This is a genomic window from Microbacterium aerolatum, assembly GCF_007988825.1.
Lineage (GTDB): Bacteria > Actinomycetota > Actinomycetes > Actinomycetales > Microbacteriaceae > Microbacterium > Microbacterium aerolatum.
The window spans coordinates 104243-128712 of sequence record NZ_BJUW01000009.1 but is presented as its reverse complement, the minus strand read 5'-3'; the positions used below and the strand labels follow the sequence as shown (position 1 = coordinate 128712).

General features: G+C 69.2%; 20 protein-coding genes. 13 read left to right on the top strand and 7 right to left on the bottom strand.

The genetic code is table 11. From position 1 onward, the window contains the following. The first annotated feature begins 3 nt into the window (after positions 1-3). Genes MAE01_RS11020 through MAE01_RS11010 form a run of 3 tightly spaced genes read left to right on the top strand, consistent with a single transcriptional unit; the run spans position 4 to position 2151 of the window. On the top strand, positions 4-375 hold the full coding sequence (locus MAE01_RS11020) for a YrdB family protein (protein WP_147039606.1): 372 nt from the start codon (positions 4-6) through the stop codon (positions 373-375). Continuing rightward, entirely contained in the window at positions 372-1733 is a 1362-nt protein-coding gene (locus MAE01_RS11015) for an FAD-binding oxidoreductase (protein WP_229718063.1), read from the top strand. Before MAE01_RS11020 ends, MAE01_RS11015 begins: the two co-directional genes overlap by 4 nt. Continuing rightward, the gene (locus tag MAE01_RS11010; protein WP_147039604.1) at positions 1726-2151 is read left to right on the top strand and encodes an NUDIX hydrolase; all 426 of its coding nucleotides are present in this window, start codon (positions 1726-1728) and stop codon (positions 2149-2151) included. Before MAE01_RS11015 ends, MAE01_RS11010 begins: the two co-directional genes overlap by 8 nt. Before the next feature lie 38 nt (positions 2152-2189). On the opposite strand, the gene nagB is transcribed toward MAE01_RS11010, so the two are convergent. Genes nagB through MAE01_RS10985 form a run of 5 tightly spaced genes read right to left on the bottom strand, consistent with a single transcriptional unit; the run spans position 2190 to position 9579 of the window. After that, on the bottom strand, positions 2190-2969 hold the full coding sequence (nagB, locus tag MAE01_RS11005; protein ID WP_147039603.1) for a glucosamine-6-phosphate deaminase: 780 nt from the start codon (positions 2967-2969) through the stop codon (positions 2190-2192). Then, positions 2962-3891 carry an ROK family protein gene (locus MAE01_RS11000; protein ID WP_147039637.1) on the bottom strand — a complete coding sequence of 310 codons (930 nt, stop codon included), beginning with the start codon at positions 3889-3891 and terminating at the stop codon, positions 2962-2964. Before MAE01_RS11000 ends, nagB begins: the two co-directional genes overlap by 8 nt. A gap of 38 nt (positions 3892-3929) precedes the next feature. Next, positions 3930-5117, bottom strand: a complete 1188-nt coding sequence (locus MAE01_RS10995; RefSeq protein WP_147039602.1) for an ROK family transcriptional regulator — start codon at positions 5115-5117, stop codon at positions 3930-3932. 5 nt (positions 5118-5122) lie between these two features. Then, positions 5123-8371 (bottom strand): family 20 glycosylhydrolase, encoded by a 3249-nt coding sequence (locus MAE01_RS10990; protein ID WP_147039601.1) that lies wholly within the window; start codon positions 8369-8371, stop codon positions 5123-5125. Next, on the bottom strand, positions 8362-9579 hold the full coding sequence (locus MAE01_RS10985) for an alanine racemase (protein WP_147039600.1): 1218 nt from the start codon (positions 9577-9579) through the stop codon (positions 8362-8364). Before MAE01_RS10985 ends, MAE01_RS10990 begins: the two co-directional genes overlap by 10 nt. A 25-nt stretch (positions 9580-9604) precedes the next feature. On the opposite strand from MAE01_RS10985, the gene MAE01_RS10980 reads away from it, so the two are divergent. The 3 genes from MAE01_RS10980 (at position 9605) to MAE01_RS10970 (ending at position 12208) form a co-directional block, all read left to right on the top strand. Then, complete coding sequence (locus MAE01_RS10980) at positions 9605-10012, top strand: RidA family protein (RefSeq protein WP_147039599.1); 408 nt, start codon at positions 9605-9607, stop codon at positions 10010-10012. A gap of 134 nt (positions 10013-10146) precedes the next feature. Beyond that, complete coding sequence (locus MAE01_RS10975) at positions 10147-10626, top strand: hypothetical protein (RefSeq protein ID WP_147039598.1); 480 nt, start codon at positions 10147-10149, stop codon at positions 10624-10626. A 139-nt stretch (positions 10627-10765) separates the two neighbouring features. Further along, a complete protein-coding gene (locus MAE01_RS10970; protein WP_229718064.1) occupies positions 10766-12208 on the top strand; it encodes a L,D-transpeptidase family protein in 1443 nt (480 codons plus the stop codon). Positions 12209-12579: 371 nt separating this feature from the next. Here MAE01_RS10970 and MAE01_RS10965 read toward each other — a convergent pair whose 3' ends face one another. Beyond that, complete coding sequence (locus MAE01_RS10965; RefSeq protein ID WP_147039596.1) at positions 12580-14799, bottom strand: NADP-dependent isocitrate dehydrogenase; 2220 nt, start codon at positions 14797-14799, stop codon at positions 12580-12582. Positions 14800-14918: 119 nt separating this feature from the next. Here MAE01_RS10965 and MAE01_RS10960 point away from each other — a divergent pair, with 119 nt between their 5' ends. The 7 genes from MAE01_RS10960 (at position 14919) to MAE01_RS10930 (ending at position 23602) form a co-directional block, all read left to right on the top strand. Further along, a complete protein-coding gene (locus MAE01_RS10960) occupies positions 14919-15377 on the top strand; it encodes a GNAT family N-acetyltransferase (RefSeq protein WP_147039595.1) in 459 nt (152 codons plus the stop codon). 186 nt (positions 15378-15563) lie between these two features. Continuing rightward, positions 15564-16577, top strand: a complete 1014-nt coding sequence (locus MAE01_RS10955; protein ID WP_147039594.1) for a LacI family DNA-binding transcriptional regulator — start codon at positions 15564-15566, stop codon at positions 16575-16577. A 132-nt stretch (positions 16578-16709) separates the two neighbouring features. Continuing rightward, positions 16710-18014 (top strand): ABC transporter substrate-binding protein, encoded by a 1305-nt coding sequence (locus tag MAE01_RS10950; RefSeq protein WP_147039593.1) that lies wholly within the window; start codon positions 16710-16712, stop codon positions 18012-18014. A gap of 56 nt (positions 18015-18070) precedes the next feature. Beyond that, the gene (locus MAE01_RS10945; protein ID WP_147039592.1) at positions 18071-19030 is read left to right on the top strand and encodes a carbohydrate ABC transporter permease; all 960 of its coding nucleotides are present in this window, start codon (positions 18071-18073) and stop codon (positions 19028-19030) included. Further along, positions 19030-19917, top strand: coding sequence for a carbohydrate ABC transporter permease (locus MAE01_RS10940; protein WP_147039591.1), 888 nt, complete (start codon positions 19030-19032; stop codon positions 19915-19917). Before MAE01_RS10945 ends, MAE01_RS10940 begins: the two co-directional genes overlap by 1 nt. Next, on the top strand, positions 19917-22169 hold the full coding sequence (gene yicI, locus MAE01_RS10935; protein WP_147039590.1) for an alpha-xylosidase: 2253 nt from the start codon (positions 19917-19919) through the stop codon (positions 22167-22169). Before MAE01_RS10940 ends, yicI begins: the two co-directional genes overlap by 1 nt. Beyond that, the gene (locus tag MAE01_RS10930) at positions 22166-23602 is read left to right on the top strand and encodes a glycoside hydrolase family 1 protein (RefSeq protein WP_147039589.1); all 1437 of its coding nucleotides are present in this window, start codon (positions 22166-22168) and stop codon (positions 23600-23602) included. The genes yicI and MAE01_RS10930 overlap by 4 nt, the downstream gene beginning before the upstream one ends. A gap of 15 nt (positions 23603-23617) precedes the next feature. On the opposite strand, the gene MAE01_RS10925 is transcribed toward MAE01_RS10930, so the two are convergent. Then, positions 23618-24445 (bottom strand): hypothetical protein, encoded by an 828-nt coding sequence (locus MAE01_RS10925; protein ID WP_147039588.1) that lies wholly within the window; start codon positions 24443-24445, stop codon positions 23618-23620. Positions 24446-24470 lie beyond the last annotated feature (25 nt).

Genomic DNA, 24470 nt, shown 5'->3' with positions numbered 1-24470 from the left:
AGCATGTCCGAAGCTCCCGACGCCGTGCCCGGTGTCACCCGTCCGAACCTCACTCCTCTCGACATCATCCGGGCCATCGTCCTGATCGCGGCGCTCGCATCGCTGGCGCTCTGGGGCTTCGCGATGTGGGAGTTCCCGTGGAACCTGGTGCTCGGCATCGGAGCGCCCGTGATCGTGCTGCTGATGTGGGCGCTGTTCCTCTCGCCGCGACCGGTTCTTCGCCTGCATCCGTTCATCCGTGCCGCGGTCGAGCTGCTGATCTACGCGGGTGTGACGCTGGCGTGGTGGTCGATGGGCCAGGCATGGGCGGGCATCGCATTCGCCGTCGTCGCCGTGGCCGCCGGGCTCTTCGCCGGTCGGAGAAATCTGCAGTGACCGTCGCCGCGGTCCTGCGGGACGCGCTCGGAGACATCGTCGATGTCACCGAGGACGCGCTCGAGGCCGCGCGCGCTGACAGCTCTGGGCACCGGTCCCCCGGCCGCCCGCTGGCCGTCGTGCACGCCCGCACCGTTGCCGAGGTCCAGCAGGTGATGCGGATCGCGACCGAGACGCGCACGCCCGTCGTCGTCCGCGGCGCGGGTACAGGACTCGCGGGCGGCGCGAACGCCGGTCCCGGTGAGATCGTGCTGTCGACAACGCAGATGAACCGGGTTCTCGAGGTCCGGCAGGACGACCTGATCGCGGTCGTCGAACCCGGCATCCTGAACGCCGAGCTGAACGCCCTGCTCGCCGGCGAGGGGCTGTGGTGGCCGCCGGATCCGGCCAGCCGCGACATCTCCACCGTCGGCGGCAACATCGCCACCGGCGCAGGCGGACTGCTGTGCGCGAAGTACGGCGTCGTCCGCGACGCGGTGCTCGGCGTGGATCTCGTGCTCGCCGACGGGCGCCTCCTGCACCTCGGGCACCGCAGCGTGAAGGGCGTGACCGGCCTCGATCTCACCTCGCTCGTCATCGGGTCGGAGGGCACGCTCGGCGTCGTGGTCGGCGCGACGCTCAAGCTCCGCCGGCTCGTCGAGGGCGAGATCTGCACCTTGACGGCCCTGTTCCCCACCGTGCGCGCCGCTGCAGCCGGCTCGGCGGCGGTCACGGCATCCGGTGCGCAGCCGGCGATCATGGAGCTCATAGATGCCACGTGCCTCGCCGCGGTCCATGCCCACCTCGCCCTCCCGGCACCTGACGCCGGCACTTCCCAGCTGACGATCCAGACCGACGGCCCCGCCGCGGCGGCGGAAGCCGACCGCATCGCGGCGACGCTCGGCGCGGTCGGTGGCCGGGTGACGCTCACGCAGGATCGCGCAGAGGGCGAGCGGCTGCTCGCCATCCGCCGCGCCATGCACGGCGCGATGGCGGCCCTCGGCACGACGCTGATCGAGGACGTCTCGGTTCCGCGCAGCGCACTGCCGGCCATGTTCGACGAGATCAGCCGCATCGAGGCGGCCTACGGTCTGACGATCCCGACCGTCGCGCACGCCGGCGACGGCAACCTGCACCCGAACTTCATCTTCGAGGGGGCCGAGGTTCCCGAGCGGATCTGGGCGGCCGCGGACGAACTGTTCCGCGCCGCGATCCGGCTGGGCGGCACGCTCACCGGCGAGCACGGGATCGGGATGCTGAAGAGCCGCTGGCTCGCCGAGGAGCTCGGAGACGATCAGTGGGAGCTGCAACGGCAGATCAAGGCCGTCTTCGACCCGCTCGGCATCCTGAACCAGGGAAAGGTGTTCGCCCGTGCCTGACATCCATGTGAGTGCCGCGATCATCGACGACGGGGCAGGCCGTGTACTGGTCGTGCGCAAGCAGGGCACCACGGCGTTCATGCAGCCCGGCGGCAAGCCGGAGGCCGGCGAGAGCCCCGCGCAGACGCTCGCACGAGAGCTCGACGAGGAACTCGGGCTACGGGTCGACGAGCACGCTCTGGCACCGCTGGGCCGGTTCGTGTCAGCGGCCGCGAACGAGCCCGGTCACCGCGTGGTCGCCGACGCGTTCTCCCTCACGATCGACGCGGATGCCGTCACCGTGCAGGCCGAGCTCGCCGAGCTGCGGTGGATCACCGCCGACCAGATCGGCTCGCTCGAGCTCGCGCCGCTGAGCCTGGAGCATCTGCTCCCGATCGCCTGGCCCGGCCTTCGACAGGCTCAGGGAACAGCCGGATGACCTTCGGTCGCTGAGCCCGTCGAAGCGTTCGAGCGGGCTTAGATCCCCTGCCAGTCCGGCTTGTTGTCGAACGTGTACCGGTAGTAGTCCGCAAGCTTCAGTTGAGAGGCGGCGGCCTCGTCGACGACCACGGTGACATGCTCGTGCAGCTGCACCGCCGATCCCGGCAGGATCGCGCTGACCGGCCCCTCGACGGCCTCTGCGACGGCACGCGCCTTGCCCTCGCCGAACGCGAGCAGCACGAGGTGACGCGCACGAAGGATCGTGCCGAGTCCCTGGGTGATGCAGTGCATGGGAACGTCGTCGATCGAGTCGAAGAAGCGTGCGTTGTCCTTGCGGGTCTGCTGGGTGAGCGTCTTCACCCGCGTCCGGGAGGCGAACGACGAGCCCGGCTCGTTGAAGCCGATGTGTCCGTCCGTGCCGATACCGAGGATCTGCAGGTCGACGCCGCCGGCCGCCTCGATCGCTGCCTCGTAGTCATCACCGGCGTGCTCGATGCCGTCCTGCGCGCCGTTCGGCGTCTTGATGCGGTCCGGGTCGAGCCCGAGGGGCTCGACGACTTCGCGCGTGATGACCGACCGGTAGCTCTCGGGATGTGTGGGGTCGATGCCGACGTACTCGTCCAGCGCGAACCCTCGCACCTGTGACACGTCGGTGCCGGCGAGCCGACCGTGCAGCGCCTGGTAGACCGGCAGCGGGGTCGATCCGGTCGCAAGCCCGAGCACGGCATCCGGCTTCTGATTGATCAGGCGGACGATCTCATCTGCGACCAGTGCACCGGCAGCGCCGGCGCTTTCGACGATGACGACTTCAGCCATGTACGGCGATCTCCTGTTCGGGAACGTGCGAACCGACCAGCGCGGCGCCGAGGGCGGCCGCAGGGGAACCGGAAGGAAGCATCTCGATTCTCTCATCGAGTCTCAGCGACCGCAGGAACGGCGAGCCGGCGGCATCGGCGATGAGTGCGGTGCGGATGCCATCGCCGAGGCGTTCTCCGAGAGCGGTGAGTCCGCCCCCGATGACGACCGTCTCGACGTCGGCGCTGAGCACAAGGATCCGCACGGCTGCTGCGGCGCCCCGCGAGAGGTCGGCGCGCAGGAGCAGGGCCTCGGTGTCGCCCTGGTCCGCGGCGTCGAAGATGTCGCGTACCGGAAGCGCACCGGGGCGCCCCCACGCACGAGCGAGCGCTCCCCCGCCGCACAGAGTCTCGACACAGCCGCGCTGACCGCACGTGCACAGTCGTCCTGCGGGGTCGACGGAGATGTGCCCGACCTCGCCGGCGGTGCCGCGCGCACCGCGCCACAGCACGCCGCCGGTGACGATGCCAGCTGCGACGCCGGTGCCGAGGTTCAGGTACGCCATCGAGGTGCCGGTGTTCGCTCCGCGGATCGCGGCGGCGCCGAGTGCCGCAGCCTTGACGTCGTTCTCGACCGCGACCGGGACGCCGAGCCGCGCACCGGACAGCGCCGCGAGATCGAGCGTCTCGACGCCGAGGTTGACGGCGTGGAGCACGCGGCCCTTCGCCGCGTCGACCAGACCGGGGATGCCGACGCCGACGCTGCGCACATCGGCGAGGTCGAATCCCGCTTCGGCCTGCAGCTCACGGACGCTGTCGACCACGTTCGCGATGACCGCTTCGTCGCCATGTCCGGAGGCTCGGCGGATGCGCCCGATGATGTCGTCGCCGGCGATGGCGACAGCATCCGTCTTGGTCCCTCCGATGTCGAGGCCGACGCGGATGGGCCCGCCGGCGCTCGCGGTCGGCATGGCTGATGTCACTACGAGACTCCCAGCTGACTGGAGAGCACCATGACCGCGGCGCCGCGCAGCACGATGTCGTCCTGGCGGGTGAGGCGGATGACGACGTCGTCGAAGACGCCCTCGAGAGTGCGGGCGCGCAGTGTCTCGGTGGCGGCCTGGATGAACGGGCCGTCCAGCAGGTCGGCGGGGCCGGAGAGGACGACCTCCGACAGATCGAGGGCGGTCACGATCGGCGCGACGGCGATCGCCATGCGCGCGCCGGCATCGCGCAGGATCGCCTCACGCGACTCGGGGTGCGCCTCGACCTCGCCGCGGAGCCGTGTGACGCTCAGCCACGCCTCCAGGCAGCCGTCTCTTCCGCAGACGCACCGCGGGCCGCCGTCGGTGCCGACGACCACGTGCCCGATCTCGCCCGCGGCGAAGCGGCTGCCGACCAACGGCTGGCTGCCGGCGATGAGACCGGCTCCGACGCCGACGCCGATCTTGATGAGGATGAAGTCCGACCGTGCATCGCCGAAGGTGTACTCGGCGAGCACCGCGGCGTTCGCGTCGTTCCGCGCGAGCACCGGCAGGTCGAGGTCGAGCCCGAGCTGCGCCTCCAGCGCGAAATCGGTCCAGCCCAGGTTCGGCGAGCTGACCACGACCCCGTCAGGACGGACGACGCCAGGGGTGCCGATGCCGACGCCGAGCAACGCGGTCGTGGCGGCGCCGACCAGCTCGCGTGCGAGGCCCAGCACGGCGGCGTAGGCCGCGGCGCCGTCGGACTTGGCCGGGCGGGCGACCTCGCGCCGCTGCAGCACGTCTCCGTCAAGGCTGATCACCGCTCCGCGGAGCACCTCCGCGTCGGAGAGGTCGAGACCGATGATCTGGTGGCCGAGCCGGTCGATGTCGATGAGGATGGGAGGCTTGCCCGGGCCCACCGTCTCGCGGATGCCGAGCTCGACGACGATGCCGTCGGCGATGAACTCGGACACGAGATCCGAGATGGTCACGCGCGTCAGACCGGTCTCCCTGGACAGGTCGGCGCGGCTCATCGAGCCGGAGTGATACAGCGTCTGCAGCACGAGCGCGCGGTTGTGCCCGCGTGCGTGCTCGGGAAGGACCTTGGCGCGCGAACGCAGGTGGCGCGCGGGCCCGAAGGCATGCCGCTGCGCGCTGACATTCTCGGCAGGGGTCGGCTGCCGTGGCTCCTCCGAAACGGACATGTTTGTTAGTACACCTTACGAACGGAGGTTTCCGCAAGTCGGAGACCGGAAACGAGTTCGTCCACGATCCGCTCGCGATCGGCCGCGCTCATCGGCTTTCCGGGTATGCCCGCTCTGCGCTGCGCCGGGGTCGGGCCGCTGAGCTGACGATACTGCACACCGGCGGCCTCGAGTCGCCGCAGGTGCGTGGGCAGACGACGGAGGAACTCCTCCACGTCAGCAGGCTCGCCGCCGGCCCAGAGCCGTTCGGCGATCGCGCTCAGCCGGGGGAACATCGCGAAGTCCACTCGGTCGCGGGTGGGCAGGTGCTCGGTCCAGGTGTTCGCCTGCCCTCCGGCGACGCCGTCCGGAAGGCGCAGCGCGTATGCGCCCTCGATCGTCAGCGGCGGGCCCACAGGCACGGGCTCATCCGTCGCCTCCGACTGCCGGTAATCGAGATAGACGTTCATGTCGGGGCAGCCGATGACCGGGATGCCTCGGCGCAGCGCCTCCGCCATCGCCACCGGCCCTCGCCAGGCGAGGATGCGGACGCCGTCGGGCACGACACCCTCGAGCACCTCATCCCATGCCAGAGCCGTACGTCCGCGCGAGCGGACATGGTCGACGAAGTGTCGGGTGAACCACGGCTGCACCTCGTGCGCCGCAGCGAGCCCGAGTTCCCGCATCCGCTCGACTGCCGCAGGGCTCTGCGCCCACTCGTCGACGGGGACCTCGTCGCCGCCGATGCCGATCCACGGCGAGTCGAACACATCACACAGCGAATCGATGGCCGCGCGGCCGAAGGCGAGCGCGTCCTCCGTCGGCGCGAGGACGCGCGGATTCACCCCGAACCTCTCCCACGGCGCCGTGATCGGATCCCCGATGTCGGTGTTACCCAGCTCCGGATAGGCGGCGAGCGCGGCCTGCACGTGACCGGGGAGCTCGACCTCGGGCACGAGGGTGATGAAGCGCTCGGCGGCGTATTCGACGAGCCCGCGCAGCTCGGCGGTCGTGTAGTGGCCCTCGTGCACCCCGGCCTCGACCGTGGCGAGCGGGCCGTGACCGACCTGGGTGGCGTCGCGTCGCGCGCCGATGTCGGTGAGGCGCGGGTATCCCGGCACCTCGAACCGCCAGCCCTGATCGTCGGTGAGGTGCAGGTGCAGCACGTTCAGGTGGTGCGCCGCCAGCAGGTCGATGAGGCGGCGGATGTCGTCTGCGGGCCGGAAGTGCCGGGCGACGTCGAGCATCGCTCCCCGCCATCCGTACGCCGGCGCCCCCCGCCAGGCGCCCGCCGGGATGCGCGTCGCGATCGCGCCCTCGGGAGCGCACATCTGTCGCAGCGTCATCGCGGCGCGGAAGACGCCGACCGGTGCGGCCCCGGTGAGCTCGACGCGATCGGCGGTGACGTCGACGCGGAAGGACTCCTCAGCGCCGAGTTCTTCGTCGACGCGCAAGACGATCCGCGGCGCATCCGGATCGACGTCCCCGCCGAGCCCGAGCGCCTCGCGCAGAATCGTCGCAGTGCCCGCGAGAGCCTCCGGCGCGTCGACGGGAGCGCCGGCGCCCAGGACGAAGGGCGGAGCCTGAGCGTCGATCACCGCGTCGATGAACGGAACCGTCGCGCGGTGCGGCGGTGGCGGCATCCGCAGTGCGCGTCCCGGGGTCGCACCGGTGACGTCGCCGTCGGTGACGACCGGGATTCCGGCGACGAGCACCTCGCCGACCCCGGCGGGCGTCGCTCGCGGGTCGTCGAACGTGGCGCCTGCGGCGATGGTCTCCGGATCGAAGAGCACGAGGTCGGCGGCGGCGCCCTCGCGGATCACGCCGCGTGGTGCGTCGCCGCGGTGCAGGCCGAGCCGGCGCGCGGGGGTGCCTGAGAGGTGCTGCACCGCCTGCTCCAGGCTCAGCACGCCGAGCTCGCGCACGTAGTGGCCGAGGTAGCGCGGGAACGTGCCGGAGCCGCGCGGGTGCGGCTTCGCGCCGATCAGGATGCCGTCGCTGCCGCCGCTGTGGCGGGGGTGCCGCATGATCGCGCGGACGTTCTCCTCGTCGCCGATATGCATCAGGATGCCGGTGGCGCCGGCATCCTCGACGATGGTGTCGAGCACGACGTCGACCGCGCGGCGTCCCTCGTCGGCGGCGATCTGCGCGACGGTGCGCCCGACGAGTCCGGCCAGAGCCGGGTTCGCGGCGCCGGAGATCTCGATCCGCGACCAGTCCGCACGCTCGCCGTGGAAGCCGTCGCAGCCGATCTCCTCGAGCTCGACGCGCACCTGCTCGCGTCCGTCGGAATCGAGCGAGCGGATGGCGGCGATGAGGTCGCCTCCACCGGCCAGCCTGCTCGGCAGCAGGGCCGCGAGCGTGGTGGCGCCCGGCAGATACGGATAGGTGTCGAGGGTGACGTCGACGCCGTCCGCGATCGCCTCGTCGACGAGGGCGAGCAGATCGTCGGCGCGACCGCGGTTGGGCGCGAAGTTCATCGTGGCGTGCGTGAGGTGCACGGGGCATCCGGTGCGGCGCCCGATGTCGAGCGCCTCGCGGTAGGCGTCCAGCGCTCCCCCGCCGTAGCTGCGCGTGTGCGGCGCCCAGTAACCGCCGCGCTCGGCCACGACGCGGCAGAGCGCCTCGAGCTCCTCCGTCGAGGCGTACATCCCGGGGGTGTAGGTGAGGCCGCTCGACATGCCGAACGCACCGGCATCAAGCGCCGCGCCCAGCAGCGCGCACATGGCCTGGACCTCATCCGGGGTCGCCGGCCTGTTCTCGTGCCCGACCGTCATCATGCGGAGGTTCCCCTGCGGCACGAGCACGGCCGCGTTCGCGGCCGTCGCATCGTCGATCGCGGCGAGCAGGTCGCCCATCGTCCGCCAGGGCACGTCGGCAGGCATCCCGTTCCAGCCCGCGATCTGCGCCGGGATGACGGATGCCGCAGCGTCGTCGAGCGGCGCGTAGCCGAGCCCGTCCTGGCCGATGACCTCTGTCGTCACGCCCTGCCGGATCTTCGCCTGATGCGCCGCTCCCGTCAGCACCGCGAGGTCGCTGTGCGCGTGCATGTCGATGAATCCGGGGGCCAGGACGAAGCCCTCGGCATCGATCTCGACGGCGCCGTCCGGCAGCTCGAGGGTGCGATCGTCTCCGGCCCGGAGCACGGCGACGACCCGCTCGCCTTCGACCGCGACATCCGCCCGGTAGCGCTCGGCGCCCGTCCCGTCGACGACGATCGCACCGCGGTAGACGCGCACCCGCCCGGCAGCGGCGTGTTCGCTGCTCAGAAGCATGTCGCCACCGCACCGATCACGCGCGGGTCGTCGGCATCCGGGTCGTCGATCAGCGGGATGACGCGCCACTTGTCGAACGCCGTGCACGGGTGCGAGAGCCCGAGGCGCACGACTGTGCCGACAGGGGCCTGGGCGCCCGGTTCGAGATGCAGGAAGGCGTGCTGGTCGTTCAGCGCGGTGATCTCGCCGCGGACGGACTGCGGCACGGGAAGGTCGATGTCGAAGGGCACATCGCGACGGCCGGCATCCAGCAGTGCCAGGCCGGGTTCGGGCTGCGAGACGACCCGCGCCCAGGCGTGCATGGCGGAGCGCAGCGGCGCGGTGCCGGTCAGCGGACCGAACGGCGACATGCGTGAGTAGAAGCCGTCGTCGTGGATCTGGAAGGCGCCCGATCGCACCACGATCTCGGCCTCATCGTTGAGTGGAGCGAAGACGGCGGCGACCCGATCGGGGAACGCGCTGCCGCCGGCCGTGAGAATGGGCCGGTCGACGTCCGGATAGGACAGCCGCCGGTGCAGTTCGACGATCGTGCCGAGGTAGGCGTCGACGGCCTGCACGGATTCCGCGCTGCGGTCGGGACCGAACGGCCCCTCGTAGCCGCCGACGCCCGCCAGACGCAGTCCGGGGGTCTCGGCGATGGCCTGGGCGATCCGCTCCCCTTCGTCGACGGTTCGCGCGCCGGTCCGCCCGCCGGTGCCCCCGAGCTCGACGAGGACGTCGAGCGGATGCCGCGGCTCGATGCCCGCGCTCGCGAGCAGGGCGACGGTGTCCGTCGAGTCGGCCCAGCAGATGATCCGCAGATCGGGATCGGCGATGAGCGCCCTGCCGAGGTCGGCGGCGGCCGCGGCATCCGTCACGGCGTTCGCGATGAACACCCGGCGCACGCCGGCTTCGATGGCGACGGACGCCTGCCATGGCGTGGCGACCGTGATGCCCCAGGCGCCCGCATCCAGCAGCCGCTGCCAGAGAGCCGGCGCCATCGTGGTCTTGCCGTGCGGCGCGAGCACGACGCCCGCAGCCGCCGCCCAGTCGAACACGGTTCGTTCGTTGTGTCCGAGCGCGTCCGCGTGCACCGTCATCACCGGGGTGCTGAACTCCGAGAGCCTCAGATCGGCATCCGCGATCTCGGACAATCTCAAGCCGTGCGCTCGCGCGGGGAACGCCTTCGTCCATGCGCCGACAACCGGATCCGGAATTAGTAGAGGCATCTAACAAGGCTACTAGGCTGTCGTCATGAGCACGAAGACCCGAATCACGACAGATTCCGCACCCGCACCCGCGCACACCTTCTCGCAGGGCGTCCGCAAGGGGCCGTTCGTCCAGGTGTCCGGCCAGGGCCCCGTCGACCCGGCCAGCGGCGAGTACCTCTTCGAGGGCGATGTCGCCGCCCAGACCACCCGCACCCTGGAGAACGTCAAGGCCATCGTCGAAGCGTCCGGCGCGACCTTCGACGACGTCGTCATGCTGCGCGTCTACCTCACTCAGCGCTCGGACTTCGCGGCGATGAACGACGCGTACGGCGAGTTCGTCACCGCACACACGCCCAGCGGCGTGCTGCCGTCGCGCACCACCGTGTTCACCGGCCTCCCCCGCGAGGAGATGCTCGTCGAGATCGACGGAATCGCGATCGTCGAAGGCTGACTCGCCGGCGATGGGTCATTCTCCCCATCGTCGTTCCCCTGGTGAGTGTGTTTGACTGCTCCCCGACCGGAGAATCGCACAGCACTCGTCGTGCCAACGATGAGTGCTGTGCAACCAATGAGGGAAGAACACACATGAACCGCCGTATCGCCGCATTCGCCATCGCCAGCGTCGCCATCCTCGGACTCACCGCCTGCTCGGGCGGAGCGGCAGAGGACACCGCGAACGATTCGGCGGACTCGGCCGACTCGGCTCCGGCGGAGGAGACCACCACCGATCAGTCGGTCGAAGAGGCCTGTGGCATCGTCATCCCCCAGCTGACCGAGGCCAGCAGCGCGATGTCCGAGATCGACATGACCGCCGCAGAGGCCGACCCGCAGGCGACCGTCGACCAGTTCAACAGCTTCGTCGGAACGCTCGGCGAGACCGTCGACAGCGTCTCCAACGCAGAGGTCAAGGAAGCCACCGCTGCCGTCTACGAAGACTTCACGGCCCTCGGCGACCTGCTCACCCAGGTCGTCGTGGAGCAGGACATGTCCGCGGCGGGCGAGCTCAGCGCCATCACGGGCGATGTGACGGCATCGGCCACGGCGCTCCAGGAGCTGTGCAGCTGACGATCAGCGCTGAATCTTCAGGCCCCGGGATCGTCGGATCCCGGGGCCTTTCTTGAGTTGCGGAACCGTTGCTTCCCTGTTATCACGCGCCACGTATGATAGTGGGGAATGTCGCGTTTAAATCACGGGGGGTGAATTCGTGACCGATCTCGTTGCAGCACCGGGTGCAGACACCGCCCAGACCGCCATCATCACAGGGACTCTGCCGCCGAATGACGGTGACAGGCCGCTGGCTTGGGCGCCGTACGAACCGGCTCCGAAGAAGCGCCGGACCGGCCTCTGGGTCGGGCTCGGCGTCGGCACGTTGCTCATCGCCGCGGGTGCGGCGTCGATGGTTCTGATCGCGCCGGGCACCACGATCGCGGGCATCCCGGTCGGCGGGCTCACGCCCGGTGCGGCTGCCGATGTCGTCAGCTCCCGTCTCGCCGGCGTGGAGGTCGCGTTCACAGATGTCAACGGCGACCCGTCCGTGACCGGTGCCGACCTCGGCGCGTCCGTCGACGCCGCTGCACTGGCGAACGAGGCATTCGCCGAGCACCCGATGTGGAACCTCGGCGCGTGGATGCCCGACCCGATCGCGGCCGACATCGCGCTCGACACCGAGGTCGCGCATGACAAGCTCCGCTCGCTGCTGCCTACGACCTACGAGGATGCCGTCGACGCCGGAGTCGTCTTCGACGCCGCTTCCAAGTCGTACGTCATCACTCCCGCCGAATCCGGCACCGGCGTCGATCTCGACGCCCTGACCGCCTCGATCGCCTCGACGATCACCGACGGCGGCGACGTCGTTTCATACTCCGGCGCCCCGGCTGAAGCCCCGGCCGCCGTCAGCGACGCCGAGGCGACGACCGTCGCCGACCAGCTGAACACCATGCTCGGCACTCTCGGCTTCTATGTGGGCGAAGAGCGCACGGTGCCGGTGGCCCCGGAAGTCGCGGCGACCTGGCTCGAGGTCGTCGATGACGACGGCGAGCTGCGCATCACGGCCGACGAAGCCGCGATCCAGACGACCGTCGACAAGCTGCCAGGGCTCGTGAACCGCGAGCCCGTGAACGCCGAGGTCGTGGTGAACTCCGGCGGCGACGTGCTCAGCGAGATCACCGCCGGCGTCAACGGCCGCGCGCTGGGCGATGTCAGCCAGGCCGCGTCGGAGTTCGCGGAGCAGCTGCAGAACGGCGAGGCGGCATACGCGCTCGAGGTGACGGAGCCCGCATTCACGACGACGACGCTGCATCGGTACATCGACCTGAACCTCAGCAACCAGCGCGCGGTCCTGTACCAGAACGGCAACGTGGTGCACTCCTGGCCGGTCTCGTCCGGCCTGCCGGCCACGCCGACCCCCACTGGAAACTTCACGGTGTTCGCGCACACGCGGATCCAGGACATGGTCGGCCGTGACTACGTCACAGAGGATGTGCCGTTCAACACCTGGTTCGCACCGGACATCGCCTTCCACGGCGCCTACTGGCACAACAACTTCGGCCAGCAGATGAGCCACGGATGCGTGAACATGCCGGTGTGGCAGGCGGAGTACGTGTACAACTGGGCGCCCGTGGGCACCGAGGTCTCCGTCCACTGGTGAGCGGCCGCGGCTGACGCCGCTTCACGTATTGCCTAGCGGCAGGTGTTGCCCCGCGGCAGGTGTCGCCAATTGCCGCTCCCGGGCCCACCGAGCGGCACAAAGCGCCACCTCCCTGCCGAAGCCGACGCGCCTCCCCACGGCAGGTGTCGCCAACTGCCGCTCCCGCGCCCACCGAGCGGCACAAAGCGCCACCTCCCGGCCGAAGCCGACGAGCCTCCACACGGCAGGTGTCGCCAACTGCCGCTCCTGCGCCCACCGAGCGACACAAAGCGCCACCTCCTCGCCGAAGCCGACGCGCATCCTTCGCAACCGGCACCGGAGACGGGTGTGGGGCAGATGCCGCAGCATCCGCCCCACACGTCGTTCAGCGCTTACGCGATGGCGTCGATGATGCCGTTCAGCGTCTGCGACGGGCGCATGACCTGCGCGACCTTGGCGGCGTCCGGACGGTAGTAGCCGCCGATCTCGACGGCCGCGCCCTGGGCGCCGTTGAGCTCGGCGACGATCTCCTGCTCCTTGGCCGTGAGATCGGCCGCGATCGGCGCGAAGGCCGCAGCGAGCTCGGCGTCCTTCGACTGCGCAGCCAGCTCCTGCGCCCAGTACAGGCCCAGGTAGAAGTGGCTGCCACGGTTGTCGATCGTGCCGAGCTTGCGGCCGGGCGAACGGTCCTCCTCGAGGAAGGTGCCGGTCGCGGCATCCAGCGTCTCGGCGAGAACGCGGGCCTTCTCGTTTCCGGTGCGGTCCGCGAAGTGCTCGAGCGAGGCGGCGAGCGCGAAGAACTCGCCGAGCGAGTCCCAGCGCAGGTAGTTCTCCTCGACCAGCTGCTGCACGTGCTTCGGCGCCGAGCCACCCGCGCCGGTCTCGAACAGACCGCCGCCGGCGAGCAGCGGCACGATGCTCAGCATCTTCGCCGACGTGCCGACCTCGAGGATCGGGAACAGGTCGGTGAGGTAGTCGCGCAGCACGTTGCCGGTGACCGAGATGGTGTCCAGTCCGTGACGCATGCGTGCGAGCGTGTAGCGGGTCGCCTCCTCGGGCGCGAGGATCGAGATCTGCGCTCCCGTGGTGTCGAGCGTGGCGAGCGCCTGGTGCACCTTGGCGATCAGCTGCGCGTCGTGAGCGCGGTTCAGGTCGAGCCAGAACACCGCGGGGGCGCCGGTCGCCTGCGCACGCGAGACAGCGAGGCGCACCCAGTCCATGACCGGGATGTGCTTGGTCTGCGTTGCGCGCCAGATGTCGCCGGCGCCGACGGTGTGCTCGATGACGACGGTGCCGTCGCCGTCCACGACCTCGACGCGTCCGGCCGAGGCGATCTCGAACGTCTTGTCGTGGCTGCCGTACTCCTCGGCGGCCTGAGCCATGAGCCCGACGTTGGGGACGGTGCCGATGGTCGCCGGGTTCAGCGGACCGTTAGCGATCACGTCGTCGAGCACGGCCTGGTAGACGCCGGCGTACGACGAGTCGGGGATCACGGCGAGCGTGTCGTCCTCGCCGCCGTCGGCGCCCCACAGCTTGCCGCCGTTGCGGACCAGCGCGGGCATCGAGGCGTCCACGATGACGTCCGAGGGGACGTGCAGGTTCGTGATGCCCTTGTCGGAGTTGACGTACGACAGGCGGGGGCCGTTCTCGATCGCCTTGGCGAAGTCGGCCGCGACCTCTGCGCCACCGTCGATGTTCGAAAGCCCCGCGAGGATCGAGCCGAGCCCATCGTTCGCGCTGAGACCCGCGGCGGCGAGCTGGTCGCCGAAGCGGGCGAACACGTCGGCGAAGAACGCCTTGACGACGTGACCGAAGATGATCGGGTCGGAGACTTTCATCATGGTCGCCTTGAGGTGCACCGAATAGAGCACATCGTCGTTCTTGGCGGTCTCGAGCGTCTCCGCGAGGAAGGCGTCCAGCGCGGCTGCCGACAGGAACGTCGCGTCGACGATCTCGCGCGGCAGCACCTTGAGGTTGTCCTTGAGCACCGTGACAGTGCCGTCCTCCGCGGTGTGGCGGATGGTGAGGACGTCGTCGTGAGCTGCGATCCAGCTCTTCTCGTTGTGCTTGAAGTCGTCGTGGCCCATCGTCGCGACGCGGGTCTTCGAGCCCTCGGGGAACGGCTTGTTGGTGTGCGGGTGCTTCTTGGCGTAATTCTTGACGGCCAGCGGAGCGCGGCGATCGCTGTTGCCCTCGCGCAGCACCGGGTTCACCGCGGAGCCCTTGATGCGGTCGTAGCGCGCGCGGATGTCCTTCTCCTCGAGCGAGGAGGGCTCGTCGGGGAAGTTCGGGATGTCGTAGCCCTGGCCCTGCAGCTCGGCGATGGCGGCCTTCAGCTGCGGGATGGATGCCGAGATGTTCGGCAGCTTGATGATGTTGGCTTCGGGGAGGGTGGCCAGGCCGCCGAGTTCGGCGAGTGCGTCGGACACCTCCTGCTCGGCGCTGAGGCGCTGCGGGAACGCGGCGAGGATACGGCCGGCGAGCGAGATGTCGCGCGTCTCGATCTCGATTCCGGCCTTGCCGGCGTAGGCCTGCACGATCGGGAGGAGCGATGCGGTGGCGAGAGCCGGTGCCTCGTCCGTGTAGGTGTAGATGATGGCGTCGTCGGTCACCGGGAGATTCTCCGTTCACGAGTCAAATTTGTCTCGATACCAAGATACCTGAGCGCCCCGATCGGCGTTCGCGGATAACTTTTCGGTGCGGATGCCGCGCGAGAGGTTACCCTGGGCGTATGACGGAACTGCGCGTGGTCGAACTCTCCGCGGCGACGATCGTCGCCGTCAACAATCTGTCCCTCAAGCCGGGACAGGAGCAGTACCTTGCGCCGGTCTCCTACGGGATCGCGGCCACGGTGATCAACCCGCAGACGTCGTGGCAGCGCGTCGTGCTCGACCGCAACGAGGTCGTCGGGTTCGTCAGTGCCAACTTCGATCCGGAAGCTCCGGAGGAGCACTTCCGCTCGGTGCTGTGGCGCATCAACGTCGACGCCGACGATCAGGGCCGTGGCATCGGCCGGTTCGCCGTCGAGGCCCTCATCGAGGAGGCGCGCGAGCGCGGCATGAACCACGTCGACGTGATCTACGAGGCCGGCGACGCCGGCCCCGGCGCGTTCTTCGAGCGCGTCGGTTTCTCTCAGGTCGGTGAGACGGAGTACGGCGAGGTCATCGCCTCCATCCAGGTCATCGCCTAGTACCGGCGGCGGGGTCTCGAACCCCCTCCCCAGCGAGGCTCCGTCGCCCTGCACGTTGCTCTTCGTATTTTGTTGCGAAATCCCACAAAAGGGTTGCGTGGAGTTCCGCGTCGTGCGTATCATCGCTGTCGAAGCGCTTAGCGAAACGCTTCGACGCCCGATACGCACAAGACGATGGAGTCCCGCATGACCTCGATCCACGACGTGGCAAAAGCCGCCGGGGTCTCGATCAGCACGGTCTCCTACGCGCTCAGCGGCAACCGACCGGTCTCGGAGAACACCCGCAGCCGCATCGAGGCCGCGGTGCGCGAACTCGGCTATCAGCCCAACGCCGGCGCACGGATGCTGGCGGGCCGCCGTACGCACATCTTCGCGCTGACGGAGCCGCTGCGCCCCGACACGCACGCCCCGACGCACATGGCGTTCGTGCTCGCGACGTCGGTCGCGGCCCGCAAGCGCGGCTACGACATCCTGCTGCTCACCGACGAGCAGGCGTCGGCCGGCATGAGCCGCGTCACGGCGAGCGACCTGGTCGACGCCGTGCTCGTGCTCGATGTTGCCCCCGACGATGAGCGGGTGGCGATCGCACGGTCGATCAGGACGCCGACGATCTTCATCGGCATCCCGGACGACAGCGAAGGGCTGCACTGCGTCGACCTCGACTTCCACGGCGCCGGCTCGCTCGCCGTGGACCGGCTGGTGCATGCCGGGCACCGGAGCATCGCGCTGATCGGACAGGCCTCGCTCGCCTATCAGCGCTCGAACTTCCCGCGCCGGCTGCTGAACGGGTTCGAAGCCCGAGCGGAGGAGCGCGGTGTCGACCACTCGTTCAGCGCAAGCGGCGAGACGGTGACGGACCCGCGCGCGGTGCGCCGCGCCGTCGAGACCGCACTCGACGACGGCGCGAGCGCACTGGTCGTGCACGCAGCCGACGACGTGCACGAGATCGCCCTCGCGGTGCTGGCCGAACGCGGACTCGCTGTGGGCACCGACATCTCGGTCCTCTCCGCAGGCGCATCCTTCGACACCGCGAACCTTTCGGCAGCGGTCGACACGATCCCGCTGATCCCCCAGCTCTCCTGCGACCTCGCGGTGGACCTCGCCGTGCGGAGCCTCGAGGAGTCACTGACCCCTTCTGTGCACCTGATCCCCCCGGAGTACCGGGAAGTCGGCTCCGTCGCGCCGCCACGGCTCGGCTGAGCAGCTCCGGCATCGCGATGCTTCATGCCCTGAATCGAAACGCTTCGACTCCTGATCGAACATCTGAAACCAGAACGCCCGAAACGCAATACTGCCCCGGCATCCGCCGGGCCTGAGAAAGGAGTGCCGACGATGGCACGCATCACACGCAGGACGAAGACCTTGGCCGCACTCGCGGCCCTCACCGCCACGGGGGTCGCGATCAGCGGCTGCTCCGCCGGGGGCGGTGACGCCGGCGACGGACAGACCCTCAAGCTCTGGCACTACGAGGGCGCCGACAGCGCCATGGGCAAGGCCTGGGCCGAGGCGATCTCGATCTTCGAGGAGGAGACCGGTGCCACGGTCGAATTCGAGGAGAAGTCCTTCGAGCAGATCCAGAAGACGGCCAGCCAGGTGCTCGACACCGACGCCGCGCCGGATCTGATGGAGTTCAACAAGGGCAACGCGACGGCGGGCTTCCTGGCCTCGACCGGGCTGATCAGCGACATCTCCGGCGCCGTCGAAGAGTATGGCTGGGGCGACAAGCTCGCGCCGTCCCTGCAGACCACCGCGAAGTACTCCGAGGACGGGGTCATGGGCGGCGACATGTGGTTCGGCGTGCCGAACTACGGCGAGTTCGTCGGCGTCTACTACAACCAGGACGCCTTCGCGGAGGCTGGCCTGGAGATCCCCACCACGTACGAGGAGTTCGTAGACGTGCTCGACGCGTTCGTCGCACAGGGTGTCACGCCGCTCGCTGAGGCCGGCGCCGAGTACCCGCTCGGACAGCTCTGGTACCAGCTGGCGCTCCTCGAGGGCGACCGCGGATTCGTCGACGCCTACCAGCTCTACGACGGCGAGGTCGACTGGCAGGGTCCCGAGATCAGCTCTGCGACCGAGACGCTGGCGGAGTACGTCGATAAGGGCTACATCGCCTCGGACGTCTCTTCGGTCAAGGCCGAGGATGCCGGTGTCTCGTTCATCAACGGCACCTCGCCGATCTTCGTGTCGGGCTCCTGGTGGTTCGGCCGCTTCGTGGCCGAGGCGACCGGCTTCGACTGGACCATGACCGCGTTCCCGGGTGCCGATCTCTCGCTGGGTTCGTCCGGCAACCTCTGGGTCGTGCCGGAGAACGCCGCCAACAAAGAGCTCGCCTACGAGTTCATCGACATCACGATGCGGCCCGAGATCCAGGCGATCATCGGCAACAACGGCGGCCTGCCGATCGCGGTCGACACCGCGGACATCGACGACGAGAAGAGCGCCGGGCTGATCGACACCTTCAACGGCATCCTCGAGGCCGACGGCCTGTCGTTCTACCCGGACTGGCCCGCGCCCGGCTTCTACGACGTGATCGTCCAGGAGCTGCAGGGTCTGGTCACCGGTGTGCAGGATGCCGAGACCACCAACGCCAACCTCGGCGAGCAGTACGACGAAGGCACCGCGGAATTCCGTTGATCCGTCGCGGGGGCGGCGTCCGCTCGGGCGCCGCCCCCGCTCTCCTGGAGAAGAACATGTCACTCGCCACCCGAGGCCGCACGAAGCTGCCGCCCGAACAGCCGTCCATCCCGCAGCGCAGCGGCGGGACCGGAGCCTACTGGCTGTATCTGCTGCCCGGCTTCGTGCTCCTGCTCGTCATCGTCATCGTCCCGCTGATCTGGAACGTGTACCTCACCTTCACGAAGTGGAAGGGCGTGCGCACACCGGAGTTCATCGGTCTCGGCAACTGGCAGAAGATCCTCACCGACGGGGACTTCTGGACGTCGTTCACGAACTCGGTGTGGATGATCATCGCGATGGTGGTGGTGCCGACCATCGTCGGCCTGATCGTCGCAGCCCTCCTGTTCGACGTCGTCGGGCGCAAGTTCGGCGGCAAGGTCGGCAGCTTCCTGCGGGCCACCTACTACCTCCCCCAGATCCTTCCCATCGCCGTCGCCGGCATCGTGATCGGCTGGATCGTCCGCCCCGGCGGCGACGGTGCCCTCAACCAGATCCTCGGTTGGTTCGGCATCCCCGCCTACGACTGGTTGGGCCAGATGCCCTCCGCGCTCATCGTGCTGATGGTCGTCATGGTGTGGGTGCAGCTCGGATACCCGGTCGTGGTCTTCATGGCGGCGCTTCAGCGCGTCGACCCCGAGCTCTACGAGGCCGCCGAACTCGACGGGGCGAACTGGTTCCAGCGCTTCTCTGCTATCACCATGAGCATCATCCGTCCGGAGATCTTCGTGGTCACGCTCACGTGCACGATCGCGGCGCTGAAGGTGTTCGGCCCGGTCTACATCATCACCCGCGGAGGACCAGCTGGAGCCACTCTCGTGCCCGCTTACTACGCCTACCAGGAGTTCTTCACGAAGCGGAACGTCGGCTACGGCGCCACGATCGCCACCGTGCTCACCATCGTCGTCGTGATCGTGTCGATCATCTTCATCCGCGTCCAGAACTCCGTCGAGCGCAAGGAAAGGGCGGGTCTGTGATGCACGCCACCACCGCCATCGTCACGGGAAAGCCCGCCAAGAGCCGGCCCCGCGGCGGCATGACCAAGAAGCGCGGCGTCGACTGGCTGCTGCTGGCGCTCATCGTGGTCGGAGCGATCGCCGTGATCGCCCCGTTCTACCTCGTGCTGGTCAACTCGTTCAAGTCCCCCGTCGACTACGCGACCTCGGGCCCGCTGGCGCTGCCGGAGGTCCTCGACTTCAGCGGGATGATCCGCTTCTGGGAGCGGGTGAACTTCCCCGAGAAGGTGTGGAACTCGCTGTTCATCTCCGGAGTCGTCGCGGTTCTCGCGGTGCTCATCTCGATGCTGAACGCCTTCGCGATCGGCATCGGCCGGGTCCGCGGCCGCAGCTGGATCGTGCTGCTGTTCCTGCTCGCGAACCTGCTTCCGCAGGAGGCACTGCTGTACCCGCTGTACTACATGTTCAAATCCGTCGGGCTGTACGACAACGTGTGGTCTGTCATCATCGTCTTCACCGTCATCCAGGCCGCGTTCGGCACCTACCTGCTCTCCTCGGTGTACGGCACCTTCCCCAAGGAGGTGCTCGAAGCGGCATCCATCGACGGAGCCAACCGCTGGCAAATCCTGTGGCGCGTCGTCTTCCCGATCAGCCGCCCGACACTGTCGGTGCTGCTCATCTTCTTCTTCATCTGGACGTGGAACGAGTTCCTCATCCCGCTGACGTTCCTCGCGTCCAACGCGAACCAGACGGTCCCGGTGGCGATCAGCGTGCTGCAGGGCGACCGCCTCATGGACGTCACGACGACGAGCGCGTCGGCCCTGCTGGGCATCATCCCGACGCTCATCTTCTTCCTCATCTTCCAGCGCACTCTCACACGCGGCATCACGGCAGGAGCGATCAAGTAATGAAGTTCACCGACGGGTTCTGGCAGCTTCGTCCTGGCGTCACCGCGCTGTACGCGCAGGAGGCCTACGACATCGAGCAGACCACCGACACCCCCGACGGCACGGGCATCGTCGTCACAGCCCCGACCATGGTCATCGCCAAGCGCGGCGACGTGCTCAACCGGCCGGTGCTGACGACCACGCTCTCATCCCCCGCGGAAGGTGTGATCCGCGTCCGCATCGCACACCACGAGGGTGCGCACTGGCACGGCGGCTTCGAGCTGCCCGGTGCAGACGAGCCCGGTGCCGGCGAAGCAGGTGCGGGCACGGCATCCGTCTCGGCCGACGGCGGTGAGCTCGCCAGCGGCGCGCTCACCGCTAGGGTCGCTCCGGGCGCTCCATGGAACCTCTCCTTCGAGGTCGATGGGCGCCGGGTCACCGGCAGCGGGCACAAGGCGCAGGGCTATGTCCGACTGAGCCCCGACGCGCAGGTCGACGGCGGCATCGTCGGCAACGCCCGCGCCGAGGCATCCGCGCCGGCAGCGACCGCGTTCGTCCACGAGCAGCTCGACCTCGGTGTCGGCGAGCTCATCTACGGACTCGGCGAGCGCTTCGGCCCACTGGTCAAGAACGGCCAGACCGTGGAGATCTGGAACGCCGATGGCGGCACCTCCAGCGAGCAGGCGTACAAGAGCGTGCCGTTCCATCTGTCGAACCGCGGCTACGGCGTCCTCGTCAACGATCCGGGGCACGTCTCGTACGAGATCGGATCCGAAGCGGTCGAGCGCGTGCAGTTCTCGGTGCCAGGTGAAGCGCTGGAGTACTTCGTGATCGCGGGCCCCACGCCCAAGGACGTGCTGCGGCGGTACACCGCGCTCACCGGCCGTCCGCCGGTGGTGCCTGCCTGGTCGTACGGCCTGTGGCTGTCGACGAGCTTCACCACCGACTACGACGAGCAGACCGTGAACTCGTTCATCGACGAGATGTCGGCGCGCGAGCTGCCGGTGTCGGTGTTCCACTTCGACTGCTTCTGGATGCGCGAGTTCAACTGGTGCGACTTCGAGTGGGACGCCAGGGTATTCCCCGACCCCACCGGGATGCTCGAGCGGCTGCACGAGAAGGATCTGCGCGTCTCGGTGTGGATCAACCCCTACATCGGCCAGCGTTCGCCGCTGTTCCGAGAGGCGGGCGATGCCGGCTACCTCGTGAAGCGGGCCGACGGATCGATCTGGCAGTGGGACCTGTGGCAGGCGGGCATGGGGCTCGTCGACTTCACGAACCCGGACGCCGTGGCGTGGTACCAGTCGAAGCTTCGCGGCCTCATCGCCCAGGGCGTGGACTGCTTCAAGACCGACTTCGGCGAGCGCATCCCGACCGATGTGGTCTGGGCCGACGGCTCCGATCCTGCCCGCATGCACAATCACTACGCGCAGCTGTACAACCGCGCCGTCCACGACGTGCTCACCGAGACCCGCGGCGCCGGCGAGGCGGTGCTGTTCGCCCGGTCCGCGACCGCGGGCGGTCAGAGCATGCCCGTGCACTGGGGCGGGGACTCCACCTCAACGTTCGCCTCGATGGCGGAGACGCTGCGCGGCGGTCTCTCGCTCGCGCTCACCGGCTTCGCGTTCTGGAGCCACGACATCGGCGGGTTCGAGGGCACTCCGGATGCCGGCGTCTTCAAGCGCTGGACGGCGTTCGGCCTGCTCGGCTCGCACTCCCGATTCCACGGCTCCAGCTCGTACCGCGTGCCGTGGGCGTTCGACGACGAGGCGGTCGAGGTGACTCGCATCTTCACACACCTCAAGATGCGGTTGATGCCCTACCTGTTCAAGGCCGGACTGGATGCCACCCGGACCGGGACACCGCTCATGCGGCCCATGCAGCTCGAGTTCCCGGACGACCCGTCCGTCGCCTACCTCGACCGCCAGTACATGCTCGGCGGCGACCTCCTGGTCGCGCCGGTGTTCTCCGAGACCGGCGAGGTGGAGTTCTATCTGCCCGACGGCGAGTGGACGTCGTTGCTGACCGGGGAGCGCGTCACCGGCGGACGCTGGCTGCGCGAGACGCACGGGTACGAGTCGCTTCCGCTGTACGTGCGCCCCGGTGCGGTGCTCCCCTGGGGCGCCCGCGAAGACCGTCCTGACTACGATTACCATGACGGACTGCAGCTGCGGGTCTTCCCCGGGGGCAGCGGCCGTCGCTCGATCACGGTGACGTCGCCCGACGGCACCGTCCGCACGTACACCGCCGATCTCGAGGAGCCCACTGAATGACGACCACCACCGGCACGGCCGACTACCGCGACTCCGGGCTCGTCTTCCCGCCGTCGTTCACCTTCGGCTCGGCGACGGCGTCGTACCAGATCGAGGGGGCGGCCTCCGAGGACGGACGCACGCCGTCCATCTGGGACACCTTCAGCAAGACCCCCGGCAAGGTGTGGAACGGCGACACGGGAGACGTGGCCTGCGACCACTACCACCGTGTCGACGACGACCTCGACCTCATGAAGGAGCTGGGACTCGAGGCGTACCGGTTCTCGATCGCCTGGCCGCGCATCCAGCCAACCGCGGACGGCACCGTCAATCAGGCAGGCATCGACTTCTACTCGCGTCTGGTGGACGGCCTGCTCGAGCGCGGCATCCGCCCTGTCGCCACGCTGTACCACTGGGATCTTCCGCAGTACCTCGAGGATGCCGGCGGCTGGACGTCGCGCGCGACGACCGATGCCTTCGAGCGCTACGCCGAGATCATGGGCACCGCCCTCGGCGACCGCGTCCACACCTGGACGACGCTGAACGAGCCGTGGTGCTCCGCGTACCTCGGCTACGGTCAGGGCGGTCATGCGCCGGGTCGCACCGAGCCCGCCTCGGCGCTGTCCGCCGTGCACCACCTGAACCTCGCCCACGGCCGCGCGCTCCAGGCGCTGCGCGCCACCTCGACCGGCGACCCGGACTACTCCGTGACGCTGAACTTCCACGTCCTGCGCGGGCAGGGCGACAGGGCTCCCGAGGCGGTGCGGCGCATCGACGCCCTCGCGAACCGGGCGTTCACCGGTCCCATGCTGCGCGGCGAATACCCGGCGGATCTGCTCGCCGACACCGCAGAGGTCACCGACTGGGCGTTCGTGCAGGACGGCGATCTGCAGACCATCAACCAGCCGATCGATGTGCTGGGCGTCAACTACTACTCGACCGCGACCGTCCGGATGTGGGACGGCGTCTCGGAGAAGCAGCAGAACGACGGACACAAGGGCACGTCGGCAGGAACCGCGTGGCCGGGCAGCGACCAGCTGGTCGAGTTCGTCGAGCAGCCGGGGCCGTACACGGCGATGGGCTGGAACATCGCGCCCGAGGGACTCGAGGAGCTGCTGGTCTCGCTGTCCGAACAGTTCCCCGGTCAGCCGCTGATGGTGACCGAGAACGGCGCCGCATTCGAGGACGAGGTCGCCGCCGACGGCACAGTGCCGGACCCGCAGCGCACCGAATACCTGCGTCGTCACTTCACCGCGGCGCATCGGGCGATGGAGCGCGGCGTCGACCTGCGCGGATACTTCGTCTGGTCGCTGCTGGACAACTTCGAGTGGGGCTACGGCTACGCCAAGCGGTTCGGGATCGTCCGGGTCGACTTCGATTCCCTCGAGCGGACAGTCAAGGACTCCGGTCGCTGGTACCAGGAGCTGGTGCGCACGCGCGCAGTGCCCGCCTGACGCCCAGGTATTCGTCTACGCCTGGGGAGGTTCGTCCTTGTGCGGCTTACGGCGAGCCGACCAAGCCGCGATGGCGGATGCCGCCGCTCCCGCAGCCTTGTCGATCGCCTCGGCCGAACGGCTGAGCACGTCGTGCGCGGTCTCCTGCCAGGCTTGCGCAGCATCCGGGTCGCGGCCGGCGGCCCGTTCTTTAGCGGTGTACTCGGCGACGTCGAACGCGCGCTCGAGGTCGGCGACGGCATCCCGGTACTCGGCGTACTCGGCTGGCGTCACGCTGGAGGAGGCGGGACGCAGATCACGCGCCCGGCGGGCCGCGGCGAGAAAAGCGGACATCGCCGGATCCTTGCCGTCGCTCATGACCGGATACGCGATCAGCTTCGCGGGGTCGGTCTCGTAGTCCATCCATCGCGCCGTGACCGCGTCATGCGCGTGGCGCAGGCGGGCGAGGGGGTATCGGTCGGCCTGGGATGCCGGCGGCAGCTCTGCCTGCGCGGCGCTGACGCGGGCACGGCGTGCGCGGACGTCGGCCGCCGCCGCCTTCGCGTCGTACTCGGCCTGCTTGAGCGCGCGTCTGGTGCTCGCGACGTCGGCGTTCGTGGCGCGGGATGCCGTGCGCTCGGCGACGAGGCGGGCGTGCTCGGCGCGAGCGAGCTTGACGGCGCGGCGACGCTCTACGACCTCGCGCTGTGCGTTGCGCAGGTCGTTGCGCGCAGCATCCAGTGCCAGGCGCCTGCCGGTGGTCTTCTGCCGACGGCGCACTCCGACGGCGGTGACGGCGCCTGCACCGACCGCAGTCGGCGCGACCCACCACCACTCGGCGGCCAGTATCCAGATCGGATCCACGCTCCGATGGTATCGGTCGCCCGCC